17 protein-coding genes and 1 pseudogene are annotated in these 15,919 nt (G+C 71.7%); 9 read left to right on the top strand and 9 right to left on the bottom strand.

The genetic code is table 11. The features are described from left to right. Positions 1-21 precede the first annotated feature (21 nt). The 6 genes from K6T36_RS01255 to K6T36_RS01230 all read left to right on the top strand — a co-directional run bounded on the left by K6T36_RS01255 (position 22) and on the right by K6T36_RS01230 (position 5,331). Positions 22-492, top strand: coding sequence for a dCTP deaminase/dUTPase family protein (locus tag K6T36_RS01255; protein ID WP_222922247.1), 471 nt, complete (start codon positions 22-24; stop codon positions 490-492). A gap of 118 nt (positions 493-610) precedes the next feature. Beyond that, positions 611-1,348 carry an enoyl-CoA hydratase/isomerase family protein gene (locus K6T36_RS01250; protein WP_222922246.1) on the top strand — a complete coding sequence of 246 codons (738 nt, stop codon included), beginning with the start codon at positions 611-613 and terminating at the stop codon, positions 1,346-1,348. 76 nt (positions 1,349-1,424) lie between these two features. Continuing rightward, the gene (locus K6T36_RS01245; RefSeq protein WP_222922245.1) at positions 1,425-2,426 is read left to right on the top strand and encodes a ribose 1,5-bisphosphate isomerase; all 1,002 of its coding nucleotides are present in this window, start codon (positions 1,425-1,427) and stop codon (positions 2,424-2,426) included. After that, a complete protein-coding gene (locus tag K6T36_RS01240) occupies positions 2,423-3,421 on the top strand; it encodes an ATP-dependent ribose-1-phosphate kinase (RefSeq protein ID WP_222922244.1) in 999 nt (332 codons plus the stop codon). The genes K6T36_RS01245 and K6T36_RS01240 overlap by 4 nt, the downstream gene beginning before the upstream one ends. Positions 3,422-3,506: 85 nt before the next feature. Continuing rightward, the gene (locus K6T36_RS01235) at positions 3,507-5,051 is read left to right on the top strand and encodes an acyl-CoA carboxylase subunit beta (protein WP_222923318.1); all 1,545 of its coding nucleotides are present in this window, start codon (positions 3,507-3,509) and stop codon (positions 5,049-5,051) included. Between the two features lies 1 nt (position 5,052). Beyond that, complete coding sequence (locus K6T36_RS01230) at positions 5,053-5,331, top strand: DUF8022 family protein (RefSeq protein ID WP_222922243.1); 279 nt, start codon at positions 5,053-5,055, stop codon at positions 5,329-5,331. 29 nt (positions 5,332-5,360) lie between these two features. Here the strand turns inward: K6T36_RS01230 and K6T36_RS01225 are convergent, their stop codons facing one another. Further along, on the bottom strand, positions 5,361-6,821 hold the full coding sequence (locus tag K6T36_RS01225; RefSeq protein WP_222922242.1) for a cytochrome P450: 1,461 nt from the start codon (positions 6,819-6,821) through the stop codon (positions 5,361-5,363). Positions 6,822-6,914: 93 nt separating this feature from the next. Here K6T36_RS01225 and K6T36_RS01220 point away from each other — a divergent pair, with 93 nt between their 5' ends. The 3 genes from K6T36_RS01220 to K6T36_RS01210 all read left to right on the top strand — a co-directional run bounded on the left by K6T36_RS01220 (position 6,915) and on the right by K6T36_RS01210 (position 10,075). After that, complete coding sequence (locus K6T36_RS01220; protein ID WP_222922241.1) at positions 6,915-7,577, top strand: helix-turn-helix domain-containing protein; 663 nt, start codon at positions 6,915-6,917, stop codon at positions 7,575-7,577. 130 nt (positions 7,578-7,707) lie between these two features. Beyond that, positions 7,708-9,576 carry an acetyl-CoA carboxylase biotin carboxylase subunit gene (locus tag K6T36_RS01215; protein ID WP_222922240.1) on the top strand — a complete coding sequence of 623 codons (1,869 nt, stop codon included), beginning with the start codon at positions 7,708-7,710 and terminating at the stop codon, positions 9,574-9,576. 163 nt (positions 9,577-9,739) lie between these two features. After that, positions 9,740-10,075 (top strand): nuclear transport factor 2 family protein, encoded by a 336-nt coding sequence (locus tag K6T36_RS01210; RefSeq protein ID WP_264083996.1) that lies wholly within the window; start codon positions 9,740-9,742, stop codon positions 10,073-10,075. A gap of 53 nt (positions 10,076-10,128) precedes the next feature. On the opposite strand, the gene K6T36_RS01205 is transcribed toward K6T36_RS01210, so the two are convergent. The 8 genes and pseudogenes from K6T36_RS01205 to K6T36_RS01170 all read right to left on the bottom strand — a co-directional run. Then, a complete protein-coding gene (locus K6T36_RS01205) occupies positions 10,129-11,232 on the bottom strand; it encodes a DUF63 family protein (RefSeq protein ID WP_222922238.1) in 1,104 nt (367 codons plus the stop codon). A 96-nt stretch (positions 11,233-11,328) separates the two neighbouring features. Next, positions 11,329-11,523, bottom strand: coding sequence for a 30S ribosomal protein S17e (locus K6T36_RS01200; protein WP_222607667.1), 195 nt, complete (start codon positions 11,521-11,523; stop codon positions 11,329-11,331). Positions 11,524-11,587: 64 nt separating this feature from the next. After that, entirely contained in the window at positions 11,588-12,340 is a 753-nt protein-coding gene (locus tag K6T36_RS01195) for a DUF447 domain-containing protein (RefSeq protein WP_222922237.1), read from the bottom strand. Beyond that, positions 12,337-13,230: a triphosphoribosyl-dephospho-CoA synthase gene (locus K6T36_RS01190; protein WP_222922236.1), complete on the bottom strand. Its 894-nt coding sequence runs from the start codon at positions 13,228-13,230 to the stop codon at positions 12,337-12,339. The genes K6T36_RS01195 and K6T36_RS01190 overlap by 4 nt, the downstream gene beginning before the upstream one ends. Then, positions 13,227-14,054 (bottom strand): tRNA-dihydrouridine synthase, encoded by an 828-nt coding sequence (locus K6T36_RS01185; protein ID WP_390182297.1) that lies wholly within the window; start codon positions 14,052-14,054, stop codon positions 13,227-13,229. The genes K6T36_RS01190 and K6T36_RS01185 overlap by 4 nt, the downstream gene beginning before the upstream one ends. Positions 14,055-14,083: 29 nt before the next feature. Further along, positions 14,084-15,076 (bottom strand): 2-phospho-L-lactate transferase, encoded by a 993-nt coding sequence (gene cofD, locus K6T36_RS01180; protein WP_222922235.1) that lies wholly within the window; start codon positions 15,074-15,076, stop codon positions 14,084-14,086. 198 nt (positions 15,077-15,274) lie between these two features. Continuing rightward, on the bottom strand, positions 15,275-15,745 hold the full coding sequence (ndk, locus tag K6T36_RS01175) for a nucleoside-diphosphate kinase (RefSeq protein ID WP_222922234.1): 471 nt from the start codon (positions 15,743-15,745) through the stop codon (positions 15,275-15,277). Between the two features lie 2 nt (positions 15,746-15,747). Continuing rightward, positions 15,748-15,918, bottom strand: a pseudogene (locus tag K6T36_RS01170) (50S ribosomal protein L24e); the annotation flags it as partial. Position 15,919 lies beyond the last annotated feature (1 nt).

Here is a 15,919-nt window from a genome sequence, read left to right as displayed (position 1 = left end):
GCGACAACAACCCCGCCAGCCATGTCACTGATCGACCGCCTCGACGACATCGTCCACGAGGAAACCCAGACCGAGGGACCCGGCATCGACCTGACGCTCGCCGGCGTCCACGAGATAGCGGACCCGGGCGCCGTCGACTTCGGCGGCGGCGAACTCGCCGACGCGTCGTTCGCGACGATCGAGCCCGAGAAGCGCGACCCCGACGACGACTACGGCTGGTGGGACCTCGAACCGGGGACGTACCTCGTCACCCTGAACGAGTCGCTGTCCGGCGATGACACGGTCACGCTCCAGCCTCGGACGGAACTCGTCGCGCGCGGCGCGACCCACCCGACCCTCCGGACCGCGTCGCTCCCGCCGGTTCCCCTGACCGTGAGTCGGACGGCCTCCGGCGCCGGCGACGTCGATTTCGATAACGCCGGAGGGACCCGTGAGACCGTCGGACTCCGACTGAAGGAGAACGCCCGCGTCTCGACGCTCCTGCCGGAGTGAGCGACCGCCCTTCGCGTCCGTCGCCGCCTCGTGCGACGGCCGTCCGTTGTTCCCCACGGCCGTTCGACGCCCGCGACGCGCCCCCTCGCTTTTCGTGTCCCGCCCGGAACAGGGGCGCGTGATCCGCTACGACCTGACCGACGAGGTGGCGACGGTGACGTTCGACCGCCCGGAGAAGCGCAACGCCCTGACCCTCGACGGGCTCGCGGAGTTCCGGGAGGCGCTCGACCGCGGCGCCGAGGAGGCGCGCGTCGTCGTGCTCCGCGGCGCCGGCGACGCCTTCTGCGCCGGCGACGACATCGCCTCGGTCGCGGGACTCGGCGAGGAGGTCGCCCCGGCGACGCTGGCGACGCGGCTGTACGACGCGCTGTTCGGCCCCGAGCAGGTCGAGGTGCCCGTCATCGCCGCCGTCGACGGGCCGGCGTACGGGGGCGGCTTCGAGGTCGTCGCCGCGGCGGATCTGGCGGTCGCGACCGCCGACGCGGCGTTCGCGCTCCCGGAGGCCACGATCGGCGCGTACCCGCCCTACGCCGTCGCGCGCGTCGGCGAGGCGTGCGGCCGCAAGCGACTGCTCGAACTCGCGCTCACCGGCGAGCCCATCGACGCCGAGACGGCCCGAGAGTGGGGGCTGTGTAACCGCCTCGTCGAGGACTCCGAGCTCGACGACGCCGTCGCGGAGCTGACCGAGGCGGTGTGTTCGGTGCCCGGGCCCTCGGTGGCGCTGGTGAAGCGGTACGTGCGGGCCGCCTCAGCAGACCCCGACGAGCGCGCGCGGCTGGTCGAGGGGTTCTCCGCGGTCGCGGACGAGCCCGACTGCCTCGCAGCGGCCGAACGGTTCCTCTCCGGCGGCGAGTGAGCCGGCCCGGGGTGGAGCGCGAGCGGGAAGACCGACACCCGACAACTGATAACCCACCGCCGCCAACGGTGTGGGCATGACCAGCGACCCCCCGCTCTCGGACGCGGTCGACGACACCGCAGCCGACATCGCGACGATGGAGATCCGCGGCGCCGCGACGATCGCCGCGGCCGCCGCCGACGCCGTCGCCGCCCAGGCGCGCGAGACGGCGAGCGAGACCGACGACCCGGCCGCGTTCGAGCGCGCGATGCGCCGCGCCGGTCGCCGGCTGTACGACACCCGACCGACCGCGGTGTCGCTGCCGAACGCGCTGCGCTACACGCTCGGCCGGATGGAGGGCGACGACGTGGAGACCCTCCACGATTCGGTGCTCGCGGCCACGACCGCGTTCACCGACCGGCTCGACCGCGCCCAGAACGACCTCGGTCGCGTGGGCGCCAACCGCCTCCGCGACGGCGACACGGTGATGACCCACTGCCACTCGACGGACGCGCTCTCGTGTGTCGAACACGCCGTCGAGCAGGGCAAGGACATCTCCGCGATCGTCAAGGAGACGCGCCCGCGCAACCAGGGCCACATCACCGCGACCCAGCTTCGCGATCTGGGCGTCGACGTGACGCTGATCGTCGACTCGGCGGCCCGCCGGTACCTCGACGAGGCCGATCACGTGCTCGTGGGCGCCGACTCCATCGCCGCCGACGGCGGCGTCGTCAACAAGATCGGCACCTCCGGGCTCGCCGTCAACGCCCGCGAGCGGGGCGTCCCGATCATGGTCGCGGCCCAGACGATCAAGCTCCACCCCGACACCCTCACCGGCCACACCGTCGAGATCGAGATGCGCGACGAGGCGGAGGTCATCGAGGCGGACGCGCGCGAGGCGATCGGCGACATCACCGTCGACAACCCGGCGTTCGACGTGACGCCGCCGCGGTACGTCGACGCCATCGTCACCGAGTCGGGGCAGTTCCCGCCCGAGAGCATCGTCACGCTGATGCGGGAGCTGTTCGGCGAGAGCGCCGACCGGCCCTGGGAGGAGCCCGACGCGACGACGGCGGACGCGACGGGGCCGACCGCATGAGCGGCGAGGACGGCCGACGAAGCGGTCGCGGCGGGGGCGACCGAACCGGCGGCGACGCGCCGTCTTCCGGGGGCCCGAGCGTGCTGTGCGTCGGCCACGTCAACTGGGACGTGACGCTGATCGTCGACCGGCTCCCCGCGCCGGACGGCGAGGTGAAGATCCGGCGGCGCCACCAGGCCGGCGGCGGCAGCGCGGCCAACGTCGCGGCCGTGCTCGCGGGGCTCGACTGCGAGGCCGCGCTGTTCGGCTCCGTCGGCGACGACGAGTCGGGGTCGTTCGCCGGACGGGAGCTGTCGCGGGCGGGCGTGCGAACGCACCTCGTCGAGGCCGACGGCGAGACGGCGGTGAAGTACCTGATCGTCGACGCCGACGGCGAGGTGATGGTGCTGTCGAACGAGGGGGCCAACGAGGCGTTCGCCGCCGAGGACCTCCCGCCCGCCGCGCTGACCGCGGACACCGACCACCTGCACCTGACGAACCAGCCGCCGGCGGTCGCGGCCGCGTTGGCCGAGCGCGCGCGCGAGGTCGGCGCGACCGTGAGCGTCGCTCCCGGCCGCCAGTTCGCCGAGCGCGACTTCACGGAGGCCCTCTCGCTGGCGGATCTGGTGTTCTGCAACCGCCGGGAGGCCGCGGCCCTGCTCGACGAGGACGGGGACGGCGCGACCGGCTACGGCGCGCTCAGGGCGGACGCGACGCTTGTCGTCACCCACGGCGGCGACGGATCGGAGGTTCACGACCGCGCGGCCGAGCGAACCTACACGCACGACGGCTTCGACGCGGACGTGGTCGACACGACCGGCGCCGGCGACGCCTTCGCCGCGGGCTTTCTCGCGGCGCGGCTCGGCGGGGGGGGCTTCGAGCGGGCGCTGGCTGTCGCGAACGCCTGCGGCGCGGTCGCCGCCGGCGAGGTCGGCGCACGCGTCGAGATCACGTGGGAGCGGATCGCGGCGGTGCTCGACGGGGCCGCCGGCGCTGGCGACCCCGGGGGAACGTAGCCTGTTACGGAACCCCTAAGGGCCGCCTCGCCGCACCCACCACGCAACGAATGACCGCTGCGACCCGAGGTGACCGACCGTGACGATGGAGGACCGCATCGACGAGCTTCGCGAGAAGCGCGCGGCAGCCGAGAAGGGCGGCGGCGAGGACCGCATCGAGCGCCAACACGAGAAGGGGAAGATGACCGCGCGCGAGCGCATCGACTACTTCCTCGACGACGACACCTTCCACGAGTTCGACCAGTTCCGCACCCACGACACGCACTCGTTCGGGATGGAGGAAAAGCAGATCCCGGGCGACGGCGTCGTCACCGGCTACGGCGAGGTGAACGGACGCAAGACGTTCGTGTTCGCGCACGACTTCACCGTCTTCGGCGGCTCGCTTGGCGAGGTGTTCGCCGAGAAGGTGTGTAAGGTCATGGACAAGGCGATGGACGTGGGCGCGCCAGTCATCGGCCTCAACGACTCCGCGGGCGCGCGGATCCAGGAGGGCGTCGGCTCGCTCGCGGGCTACGCTGAGATCTTCCGGCGCAACACCGAGGCCTCGGGCGTCATCCCGCAGCTCTCGGGCATCATGGGCCCGTGCGCCGGCGGCGCGGTGTACTCCCCCGCGATCACGGACTTCACCTTCATGGTGAAGGAGTCCAGCCACATGTTCATCACCGGCCCGGAGGTCATCAAGACCGTCACGGGCGAGGAGGTGAGCTTCGAGGAGCTCGGCGGCGCACAGACCCACGCCAGCACCTCCGGAGTCGCGCACTTCGCCGAGGACTCCGAGGAGGAGGCGCTCGACGACATGCGCCGGCTGCTGTCGTACCTCCCGCAGAACAACGTCGAGGACCCCCCGCGCGTCGAGCCGTGGGACGACCCCGACCGGCGCGACGAGGAGCTGACCGAGATCGTCCCCGACCAGCCGCGCAAGCCCTACGACATCACGAACGTCGTCGACCGCGTCGTCGACGAGGGCTCGTTCTTCGAGACGCACGCCGACTTCGCGAAGAACATCCTCACCGGCTTCGCCCGGCTCGACGGCCACTCGATCGGCGTCGTCGCGAACCAGCCGCGGGTCAACGCCGGCACCCTCGACATCGAGGCCAGCGAGAAGGGCGCGCGGTTCGTCCGCTTCTGTGACGCGTTCAACGTCCCGATCCTGACGTTCGTCGACGTTCCCGGGTTCATGCCCGGCACCGACCAGGAACACAACGGGATCATCCGGCACGGCGCGAAGCTGCTGTACGCCTACTCCGAGGCGACGGTCCCGCTCCTGACGGTGATCACGCGCAAGGCCTACGGCGGCGCCTACGACGTGATGGCCTCCAAGCACATCGGCGGCGACGTGAACTACGCGTGGCCGACCGCGGAGATCGCGGTGATGGGCCCGCAGGGTGCGGTGAACATCCTCTACGACGACGAACTCGCGGACGCCGACGACCCCGAACAGAAGCGCCAGGAGCTGATCGACGAGTACCGCGAGGAGTTCGCCAACCCCTACACCGCCGCGGACAAGGGCTTCCTCGACGACGTGCTCGAACCGACGGAGACGCGTCCGCGCCTGATCGACGACCTGGAGATGCTGCTGTCGAAGCGCGAGTCGCTCCCCGACAAGAAGCACGGCAACATCCCGATCTGAGATGGCCGACGACGACCCCCCGGTCGCCGAGCGGCTGACGCTCCCGGACGACGCCGACGACGAGGAGGCCGCCGCGATCCTCGCGGCCGTCGGCGCGCACGTCCGCGACTCGGAGGCGGCCGCCGCCGCGGCCGCCGAGGACGGCGGCGAGGAGACGTGGGACGGCAAGCGCTGGGCGTTCGCGGGACGCCTCGAATCCCTGGGCGGTCGAGGCGCGCGCGTCCCTCGCGGCGCCCCCACGGACGCGTGGACCGCGAGCGGCCGGACGGATCGGTTCTGAACGGACGGGGCCCGCCGCGGAGGCGCCCCCTACCGCTTCGAGACGCGAACGCGGAGCGGCTCTCTCGGCTGGAGCGTCGCCGCCGCCTCGAAGGACGGCTCGGCGGCGTCGGCCGGCACGGGGTCGAACGCGACCTCCCGGAACACGGTCGCGAGCGTCGCTCGAAGTTCCAGCGACGCGAACCGCATCCCGATACAGTGGCGCGGCCCGGCGCCGAACGGGAGGTACGCGTGCTCCGGCCGGTCGGGGTCCTCGTCGAGCCAGCGCGAGGGGTCGAACGACTCGGGGTCGTCCCACCAGCGCGGGTCAGTGTGGAGCCGCCAGATCGGGAGCGAAATGTTCGTTCCCGCCGGTATCCGGTAGCCGCCGACGACCACGTCCTCGGTCGGCTCGCGGAACAGGACGTACGCGGGCGGGTACATCCGGAGCGTCTCCGAGACGACGCGGTCGGTCAGGTCGAGCGACCGTACCGCCGCAGCGTCGAGGTCGCCCGCGGCGGCCGCCTCGGCGCGGAGGTCGTCGACGATATCCGGACGGCGAGCGAGCGCGTGGGTGGCGTACGAGAGCGCGAGCGACGTGGTCTCGTGGCCCGCGAACAGGAACGTCATCAGTTGGTCGCGCACCGCCTCGTCCGAGAGGGCGTCGCCCTCGCCGAGGCCGACCAGCAGGGTCAACAGGTCGTCGGCGTCGGCGGGATCGCTCCCGCGACGCTCGCGGACCAGCCCGTCGACGTACTCGCGGAAGGCGTCGGTGTCGCGCGCGAACCGGCGGTTCGCCGGCGTCGGAACCCAGTCGGGGAGGAACGCCGTGACCGACCCCGCGTCCGCGCGCTCCTGTACGCTCGTCGCGGCCCTCCGGATCACCTCGTACCCGTCGCCGTCGTGGACGTCGACGCCGAACAGCGTCCGGCCGAGCACGCGCATCGCCAGCGTCGAGTAGGCGTCGACCAGGTCGACCACCTCGCCGTCGTCCCACGAGTCGACCAGTTCCCGGGCCTCCTCCACCATCGCACCCGCGAACGTCTCGATCCTCTCCCGGTAGAACAGGGGTTGGAGCTGCGTCCGCTGCTCGCGCCACTCCTCGCCCTCGGTCAACAGCAGGCCGTTCTCCAGGAAGTCGACCCCGGAGCGTCGCTGGACGTGCGACTTCCGGAAGCGGTCGGCGTCGTCGACGAGAACCCGCTGCACATCGTCCGGGTGAAACAGCGTGACGTTGTTCCACAGGCCGAAGTCGTACGACACCACGTCGCCGTACGCGAACAGGCGGTCGTAGAACGCGAACGGGTCCCGCACGAACCGCGGCAGCGTCCCGAGCACCGGGACGCCGTCGGGGCCGGGCGGCAGCGGCGCACGCTCGGGGTCCGACCCCGCCGCTGCGGGACCCTCGGTGCGACGGTCCGCGATCGCCGCGTCCGGATCGTGGCCCCGTCGCGCGTGGCCGTGCGACTGCTCGTCCGACGCGGCGCCCTCGGGGGCGGTCGAACCGTTCATACCCGTGTGTTGCCGACGTGGCGAGTTTGACGTTCGCGCGAAGCACGTCGTGTAGTTATAATTCATTGCGGACGGATCCCGACGATCGGACGGATGCGCTACCTCGACGCGACGATCGACCAGCCGGCGTCGACCCGCCACCCGATGCAGGCGTTCATCGCCGAAACGGACGCCGTCCGCCGGGAGGAACTGCTCGCGTGGCAGGCCGTCCCGAGACGGGACATCGAGTACGCGCTGTTCCTCGTCGAGGGCGACCTCGACCGCTACCGCGAGGCTATCGCCGGCGTCGACTCGGTCCCCGAGTTCCAGCTCTCGCCGGTGGACGAGGACCGGTTTCACTCGTTCGTGGTGCAGGAGACGCGCCCCGAGGACGCCGCGTGGCGCGCCGCCTTCGCCGAGCGCGGCCTCGTGGTGACGTTCCCCGTCCTGTACGACGCCGAGGGGAGGATGCGTCTACGGGTCGTCGGCGAGGCGGGGGCGCTTCGGTCGGCGTTTCGTGACCTTCCCGAGGGGCTTTCGGCGACGGTCCACCACGTCGGCGACCTCGACCATCGACTCGGCTCACCCGCGGCCCGTCTCACCGCCCGCCAGCGCGAGGCGCTCGCGGTCGCCTTCGACGCCGGCTACTACGAGGTCCCGCGCGAGACGGACCTCGATGCGGTCGCGGACGAACTCGACTGCGCCCGCGCGACCGCGTCCGCACACCTCCGGAAGGCCGAACGCGCCCTCGTCGCCGACGCGCTCGGGGCGGAGTGAATGCCCCGGAGCTCGGAGGGTTTACTCGGGTCCGCAAAACTCGTTCCTCCGGTCAACCGGTCCGGCGGCCACGGTGGACGATCCCGAACCGACGGTTTGAGTAGACGGCCTGCGGAAGCACCTCGCAAGAATGACCGAAACCCAGGCGTTCGACAAGGTGCTCGTCGCCAACCGCGGGGAGATCGCGGTTCGCGTGATGCGCGCCTGCGAGGAGCTCGGCATCGACACGGTCGCGGTGTACTCCGAGGCGGACAAACACGGCGGTCACGTCCGCTACGCCGACGAGGCGTACAACGTCGGTCCCGCCCGCGCGGCCGACTCCTACCTCGACCAGGACGCGATCGTCGAGGCCGCGCGCAAGGCAGGCGCGGACGCGATCCACCCCGGCTACGGCTTCCTCGCGGAGAACGCCGACTTCGCCGCGAAGGTCGGCGATGCCGAGGGCATCACGTGGGTCGGCCCGGACGCCGAGGCGATGGAATCGCTCGGCGAGAAGACGAAGGCCCGGACGATCATGAACGAGGCCGACGTGCCGATCGTCCCCGGGACGACCGACCCCGTCGACGACCCGCAGGAGGTCACCGACTTCGGCGACGAGCACGGCTACCCCGTCGCGATCAAGGCGGAGGGCGGGGGCGGCGGACGCGGGATGAAGGTCGTCGAGGGCGAGGACGAGGCCGCCGACCAGCTCGAATCCGCCAAGCGCGAGGGCGAGGCGTACTTCTCCAACGACTCCGTCTATCTGGAGCGCTACCTGGAGAACCCCCGCCACATCGAGGTGCAGATCGTCGCCGACCACCACGGCAACGTCCGCCACCTCGGCGAGCGCGACTGCTCGCTCCAGCGGCGCCACCAGAAGGTCATCGAGGAGGGACCGTCGCCGGCGCTGTCGGACGAGCTGCGCGAGCAGATCGGCGAGGCCGCCCGCCGCGGCGTCCGCGCGGCCGACTACACGAACGCCGGTACCGTCGAGTTCCTCGTCGAGGAGGACATCGACCGCGAGGACGGCGAGCTGCTCGGCCCCGACACGAACTTCTACTTCCTCGAGGTGAACACCCGGATCCAGGTCGAGCACACCGTCACCGAGGAGCTGACGGGCATCGACATCGTGAAAGAGCAGCTCCGGGTCGCGATGGGCGAGGAGATCGGGTTCGCGCAGGACGACGTTGAACTGGAGGGCCATGCGATCGAGTTCCGCATCAACGCGGAGAACGCCGCCAACGACTTCGCGCCGGCCAACCAGGGCAGCCTGGAGACGTACGACCCGCCGGGCGGCATCGGCGTCCGCCTCGACGACGCGCTCCGGCAGGGCGACGACCTGGTGACCGACTACGACTCGATGATCGCGAAGCTGATCGTCCACGGGAGCGACCGCGAGGAGTGCATCGCCCGGTCGCGGCGCGCGCTCGCCGAGTACGACATCGAGGGCGTCGTCACGATCGTCCCGTTCCACCGGCTGATGCTCACCGACGAGGCGTTCGTCGCCGGCAAGCACACGACGAAGTACCTCGACGAGGAGGCCGACCGCTCGAAGTTCGCCGAGGCCCAGGAGCGGTGGGGCACCGGCGACGCGGACCTGGGCGGATCTGATGCCGACGAGGAGGAGTCGACCGAACGCGAGTTCACCGTCGAGGTGAACGGCAAGCGCTTCGAGGTAAGTCTCGAGGAGCGCGGCGCACCCGCGATCCCGACGCCCAACGGCGGCAGTGCGGGCTCCGGCCGGATGGAGCGCCCCGACGTGGCCGAGGAGGACGACGGCGGCGACGAGGTCGTCGTCGAGGGCGACGGCGAGGCCATCGCCGCCGAGATGCAGGGCACCATCCTCTCGGTCGACGTGAGCGAGGGCGACGAGGTCGCCGCCGGCGACGTGGTGTGCGTGCTGGAGGCGATGAAGATGGAGAACGACGTGGTCGCCGACAAGGGCGGCGTCGTGAGCCGGGTGCTGGTCGGCGAGGGCGACTCCGTCGACATGGGCGACGTGCTCGTCGTGCTGGAGTAACCCGGCGCTGCGTCACGCGCCGACCCGCCGACCGGTGCGGCGCTCGGTTGTATTTCTGACACGCAATCGACGCTTATCTGACGATACGAAGTTCCCCGTCGCCGTCGAACCGTCGATCCGATCCCGCATGGCATCCACCGGTTCATCGGCCACGACCGAGTCAGTGCTCGACCACCATCTCGACGCGTTCGCGACCCAGGACATGGAGGAGATGCTGGCGGACTACACCGACGACTCCGTCGTCATCACGAACACGGCCGGGACGTTCCACGGCCTCGACGAGATCCGCACGCTGTTCGAGGGGCTGTTCGCGGAGTTCGAACAGGAGGGCGTCGACTTCCAACTGGACCGGAAGGTCGTCGAGGACGACATCGCCTACATCGTGTGGCACGCCGAGACGCCGGACAACAGCTACGAGTTCGCGACCGACACGTTCCACGTCCACGACGGGGTGATCTCGACGCAGACGCTCGGCGCGGTGGTGAACCCGAAGAACTGACGGCGTCCCCGCCCCGCCCGCGGCGTTCGCGCCCCCGATACGCGACCCCCGACTCAGATCCCGAACGTCGCGCGCAGCATGTCCCGCGATCCGGGGCCCATCCCGACGGCCGTCACCGCGATGAGCAGCAGCACCGCATAGCGCGGCGACTCCTCGAACAGTTCCTCCTCGAAGATGGCGAGCACGAACACGGCGGCGACGATCTTCACGACGAGGAACGGCCACGCCGCGCCGGCCACGTCGACGATGAACGCGTTCACCGGGTGCTTGGGGACGAGGTTCGGGCCGGCGCCCAGCGCGACCATGTAATCGAGGCCGACGACGTTCGCGACGCCGTCGAGGGCGTGGGCCGCGAGGACGACGACCCCGGCGGTGCCGGTTCCCGAGTGGACCCACGGGATCCACGCCTTCGTCGCGTACCACGTCGCCGCCGTCGAGACCGCGGTGCCGACGAGGATGACGGTTATCACCTGCGGGTAGAACGTCGCCGGGTTCCCCGGCGTCGCCGCGAGCGCGACGAGGAAGCCGACGGTGACGGCGCTGAGCGCGATCCCGGCGAGGAGGATCGGCCGCTCGATTCCGTCGATCGTTCCCCGGCGGTCCAGCCAGACGGCCGCGACGACGACCGCCAGCGTGATCCCGAAGACGGTGAAGTAGATGAACGGGCTGATGATCAGGGTGTCCCAGGGGTACGGGAACAGGGTGTCCGCCATCGCGTTGTCGGCGTCCTCGACGACGCGCAGGGCACCCCCGAAGAGGAAGAAGGGGACGAGCGCGAGGAAGAAGTCGGTCGTCCGCGCGATGTCCAGCCGGCGAAGCAGCAGTACGACGCCCGCGAGCGCGACCAACAGGATGAGGACGTACCCCGCCTCCGACACCAGGGTGTACCCCGGATACGCGACCGGCTCGGCCGCGGCCGAACACTCCGCGCTGGAGTAGAGGTACTCGACGGTGCTGCCCGGACGGATCGCACACACCGCGGAGTTGGCGTCGGCCTGTACGGGGCCCCAGAAGTAGTGCCAGATGAAGCCGTCGTACACCGCCTCCGGGAACGCGAGCGCGGCCGCGACGATCGCGACGACGGCCGCGGAGACGCCCCCGAGATACGCCGCCTCCGGGGACGTTCCCAGGCGGTCCGCGAACGATGAACTCGACATATCGGGGACGGGCGGCCCTCGTCGTTCAAGCTGTCGGTTGCGTGCGCCGGCGCCGCCGCTCCGCGGTGCGGTTTCCGTGAGAACTCGATGACCCGATTACGCCGAGGCCGCGCTGCCGGCCTTCTTTCGCGTGATGTAGCCCGCGATGCGGTTGCGGACGCCCTTCGACTCCACGTTGGTCAGCTTCTCGACGTTCTCCTTGTTCGTCTCGAAGTCGGTGTTGAACGACTGCGGGTACTTCTCCAGCAGCAGCGTCGCGAGCTGCTTGACGTACTTCGGTTTGATCGCCATACACGATCGTACAGGCAACGCGAACTAAAAGCGTTCGTTCCGGGCCGGCTCCGTCGCCCCGTCGCTACCGTCCGTTCGCGTCGTCGCCGTCGCGGTGCCCGTCGCCCCGGCCGCCATCGCGGTACTCGCCGTCGGCGTCGTCGCCGTGGTCTCGACTCTCCCACCCGCTCGCCTCGCGCAGTCGCTCGAACGCCTCGCGCTCGGCGGGACCGCCGCAGCGGTCGACAACGTCCGCGAAGTATCGGAGCCGCGCCAGCAGTTCCCCGGTGTCGTACGCCGGCACGTCCAGCCGGGAGGCGGCGACCGTCGCGTCGATCACCGCGCCGAACCCCCGGTTGATCGTCCGCACGGCCGTCCGTTCGACCGCGGCGTCGGTCACGCGCAGGTGCCAGTCGACCCACTCGGTGCCGCCGCGCTCGCCGGCGTCGACGCGCTCGACCTCGACCTCGACCCAGGCGTCCGCCGAGTCGAGCACCGGTTCCCGCTCCTCCCGAACCGTCGCCGCGGCGTCGACGAAGTCGCGCGGGTCGGCGACGAACTGGACGACGCCGCCGCCGCGTTCCGTGAAGTTGCGTCGCGTCCGCGTCCGCCCCCAGGTCCGCGCGCGGACCGGCGCGTCCGCGGGACGGTCGTCGTGTTCGGGCGCGTGGAGGCCGAGCGCGGCGAGGTTCCACAGCCCGTTCGGGCCGAGGGTCGCGACCACCGACTCGGTGACGCCCGCGAGGTCGACGGGCCAGCCGGGAGCCCCGTTGTCGTTTTCGTCGCCGTCGCCGCTCTCGCCTCGGTCGTCGTCCGAGTCGGGGTCGTGGTCGCTCACACCGACACCCCGCGTTCGAGCGCGACGAACAGTGCGGCGGCCGTGATGTCGGCGGTCGTCCCGGGGTTGATCCCGCGCTCGACCAACTCGTCGGCCCACTCCGCCGCCCCGTCGAGCGAGTCGATCTCTCCAGCCCGATCGCGCACCTCGCGAGCGACTCCGGACCCGTGCTGTGTCCGCACGAGGGTGTCCTCCGCCTCCGCGAGCAGGTCGAGGAACGCGCGGGCCGCACGGTCGACGATCGGACCGTTGTCGGCGGCGATCGCTTCGGCACCGCGGAACGTCCGCGGGAACCCTGCGACCCACTCCCGGGCGTTCGCGTCGCCGGGGGGTCCCCGGTCGTCGACCGGCGCGGCCGACTCGCGCATCACGTCGAACAGCGTCGTCCCGCGATCGCGCAGCGCCGGCACCGCGTCGGCGCCGCGGCGCACGTCGAGGGCATCCATCCCCTCGGGCGGGTCGGCGACGGCCACCTCGACATGCTCGAAGGCGCGGTAGAAGCCGGCGGCGTCGTCGACGGTCGTGCCCTCGCAGACCGCGGCGACGCCGTCGGGCGAGAGCGCGCGGTCCTCGGCCGCGGCCGCGCGCACGAGCGGCGTCAACAGGAGGAGACAGCCGAACTGCGTGTTGCCGCCGGACTGCTCGCTCATGCCGGCGACGGCCGTCTCGAACGCATCGCCGACCGGGTCGCCGGCGGCCGCGCGCTCCAACCCCGGCCGGGCGCCGACGGCGCCCGCGAGGAAGTGCTCGAACCGCAGGGCCGCGAGGTCGCGTGCCCGGTCGACGTTGCCCGGTTTGGGCGTCCCGGCGACCTCCAGCAGCAGCGCGAGTTCGGCGTTGGCCCCCGGGCCGCGCCGTGCTGCGTCCGTGACGGGGCCAGGGTCGGTCACCGTCCCACCTCCGGCGGCCCCGCTCCTGCGGCGACCCCCGGCTGTCCGGCCTCGTCGGCCCACTCGTCGACCGCCGTCCGAACCCGGCGGAGGACGCGCTCGTCGTCGCTCGGGCGGCCGACGCTCACCGCGTCGGCGCCGGCCGCGAGGTACTCGCGGACCGTCCGCCGGCCGCGGACGCCGTTGTTCGCGATCACGACCAGTCCGGGCGCCGCGTCCTTCACGACCCCGACGACGCCCTCGGAGTCCATCGCGTCGACGTGGATCGCGTCGGCGCCGGCGTCGGCGACCGCGCCGGCGACCTCGGCGAGATCCACGCTCTGGACCTCAGCGCGGACCTTCACGCTCACGTCGGCGCCGGTCCCGGCGGCCGCGGCGACGTACTCCGACAGGCGGTCGGTGTCGGAAAGCAGCGTCTCGCCGCAGCCGACGGCACACAGCTCCGCCTGTCGGCAATGTGCGTTCACCTCCACGATCGCGCCGTGGTCGGCGCAGACGGCGGCCGCGTCGCGGACCGCGGTCGGGGTCGTCGCGCGGACGTTCACGCCGGCTCGGAGGTCGGCCTCGGAATCGGCGAGCGCGTCGAGCTGGTCGTCGATCCACGCGAGCGGGTCCTCGGGGAGGAACTCGTCGCGGTCGCGGTCGGCGACCATCTCGCGGACGGCCGCGCGGCTCTCCGCGTCCACCGCGATCCCTCCGAGGAACGCCGCCCCGGCGTAGTCGTCGCCGGCGCGCGCCCACTCGGCGTCCGAGTCCCCGGAGAGGCTCGCGAGCGCGAGGGGCGGATCGATGTCGAGGTCGGCCGCCGTCGCCGCGGTCCCCACGGTCGCCGGCGGTTCCGCGTCGCCGTCGGTCACCCGGGCACCTCCAGCGCCTCACGGCAGGCGCGCGCGACTCGCTCGGCGTCCTCGGCGTCGTCGATCCGCGTATCGGTGCGGACGACCGGCCGGTCGAGGTCGGTTCCGTCCGCGTCGTCGAGCACGAACGCGTCGGCGAACTGGTACGCGTCGGCGACGCCGGCGGTGCTCGGCTCGCGGCCGACCCCGCGCATGAGGTCGGCCGCGGGACCGGAGAACACGCGGTCCTCGACGAACGGCGAGACGGCGACGACGGTCGTCTCCGCGAGCGCCTCGCGGACGCCGTCGAGCGCGAGCATCGGCCCGATGCTCGTGATCGGGTTCGACGGACCGATCACCACCTCGTCGCGCAGCGCCGCGCGGACCGCGTCGGTCGGGGTCGCCGCGTCGCTCCCGCGGAACTCCACGTCCTCGACGGCGGGTTCGCCGCGCTGTGCGACCCAGTACTCCTGGAAGTGCATCGACCCGTCCTCGGTGTGGACGATGGTGGCGACGGGGTCGTCGCTCATCGGGATCAGGTCGATGTCGAGGTCGAACGCCTCGGCGAGCGTTCGCGTGACCGCGGTGAGCGATCGCCCCTCGTCGAGCAGCGAGGTACGCGTGAGGTGGACCGCGCGGTCGCGGTCCCCGATCTCCATGAACTCCGCGACGCCCGAGAAGCGGCGCCAGCGCGCGATCTCTCGTCCCGTGATCTGCGCCTCGTCTGGGAGGTAGCGCGGGCCGCCGTCGAGTCCGCCGGCGTCGGCGAGACGCGCGAGTTCCTCGTGGGTCTCGGTCGTGTCGTCGGCGATCCCCCACCACCGCTCCGTGTCGAGGACGCCGCCGCCGTGGAACAGCACCGTGTCAACGTCCGGGCACACGAGGTGCCCGCCGATCTCCACGTCGTCGCCGGTGTTCCCGACGACGGTCGTCTCGGCGGGATCGAACACGCCCGCGGCGCCGTCGAGGAGCTTCGGCGTGCCGGTGCCGCCGGCGAGGAACGTGACCATGGCCGGAGTTACACGGCGGCCGGCTTGTATGCTGTCGTTGGGGACGGGGATCGCGGTCCATACTCCTCGCCTCCCTGACGACGGGGCGTGTCGGGGACGCGAAAGGACGGGGACGGACCGGCCGCTATGGACGCGATTCGCGTCGAGAAATCGGGAACCGCAAACCGCAGTCGATCGACGCGGCCGTCGCGAGCGGCGTTACTCGTCCTCGTAGACCCACGACGCGGCGTCGAGGTCCCAGTCGACGAGCTCGTCCTCGTCGAAGAAGAGGGCGATCTCGCGCTCGTTGGCGCCCTCGTCCTCGTGGTCGGAGCCGTGGATGACGTTGTGGCCGAGATCGAGGCCGAAGTCGCCGCGGATCGTGCCCGGGGCGGAGTCGGCGGGGTCGGTCTCGCCCATCATCTTGCGCACCTGCCGCGTGGCGTCGGCGCCCTCCCAGACCATCGCGAAGACGGGGCCGGAGGTGATGAACTCGACGAGCCCCTCGAAGAACGGCTTGCCCTCGTGCTCGCCGTAGTGCTCGTGGGCCAGGTCCTCGTCGATCTGCATGAACTTCGCGCCGACGAGCTTCAGGCCGCGCTGCTCGAACCGGGAGACGACGTCCCCGATGAGCCCTCGCTGGACGCCGTCGGGCTTGACCATCACGAACGTCCGCTCGTCGTTGCTCATTCGCGGCCCTCCGCCGTCCAGTCGAGGTCGCGCGCCTCGCGACCCAGGTCCGCGTTCTTCTCGCACTTGGCCGAACAGAAGTGCGTGACGCTGCCGTCGACGGCGACGAACATCGTGCCCGTGCCGGGCTCGATGTCGGCGCCGCAGTAGTCGCAGTCTCGTTGCTGGGGCATT

The organism is Halobaculum roseum, from assembly GCF_019880245.1.
Classification (GTDB): domain Archaea; phylum Halobacteriota; class Halobacteria; order Halobacteriales; family Haloferacaceae; genus Halobaculum; species Halobaculum roseum.
This window is presented reverse-complemented; position numbering and strand designations above follow the sequence as displayed.

Bases quoted from the DNA above. Each gene is read 5' to 3' on its own strand.
- K6T36_RS01255 (WP_222922247.1), top strand. From the start codon at position 22: ATGTCACTGATCGACCGCCTCGACGACATCGTCCACGAGGAAACCCAG.
- K6T36_RS01245 (WP_222922245.1), top strand. From the start codon at position 1,425: ATGACCAGCGACCCCCCGCTCTCGGACGCGGTCGACGACACCGCAGCC.
- K6T36_RS01240 (WP_222922244.1), top strand. From the start codon at position 2,423: ATGAGCGGCGAGGACGGCCGACGAAGCGGTCGCGGCGGGGGCGACCGA.
- K6T36_RS01235 (WP_222923318.1), top strand. From the start codon at position 3,507: ATGGAGGACCGCATCGACGAGCTTCGCGAGAAGCGCGCGGCAGCCGAG.
- K6T36_RS01230 (WP_222922243.1), top strand. From the start codon at position 5,053: ATGGCCGACGACGACCCCCCGGTCGCCGAGCGGCTGACGCTCCCGGAC.
- K6T36_RS01225 (WP_222922242.1), bottom strand. From the start codon at position 6,821: ATGAACGGTTCGACCGCCCCCGAGGGCGCCGCGTCGGACGAGCAGTCG.
- K6T36_RS01220 (WP_222922241.1), top strand. From the start codon at position 6,915: ATGCGCTACCTCGACGCGACGATCGACCAGCCGGCGTCGACCCGCCAC.
- K6T36_RS01215 (WP_222922240.1), top strand. From the start codon at position 7,708: ATGACCGAAACCCAGGCGTTCGACAAGGTGCTCGTCGCCAACCGCGGG.
- K6T36_RS01205 (WP_222922238.1), bottom strand. From the start codon at position 11,232: ATGTCGAGTTCATCGTTCGCGGACCGCCTGGGAACGTCCCCGGAGGCG.
- K6T36_RS01200 (WP_222607667.1), bottom strand. From the start codon at position 11,523: ATGGCGATCAAACCGAAGTACGTCAAGCAGCTCGCGACGCTGCTGCTG.
- cofD (WP_222922235.1), bottom strand. From the start codon at position 15,076: ATGGTCACGTTCCTCGCCGGCGGCACCGGCACGCCGAAGCTCCTCGAC.
- ndk (WP_222922234.1), bottom strand. From the start codon at position 15,745: ATGAGCAACGACGAGCGGACGTTCGTGATGGTCAAGCCCGACGGCGTC.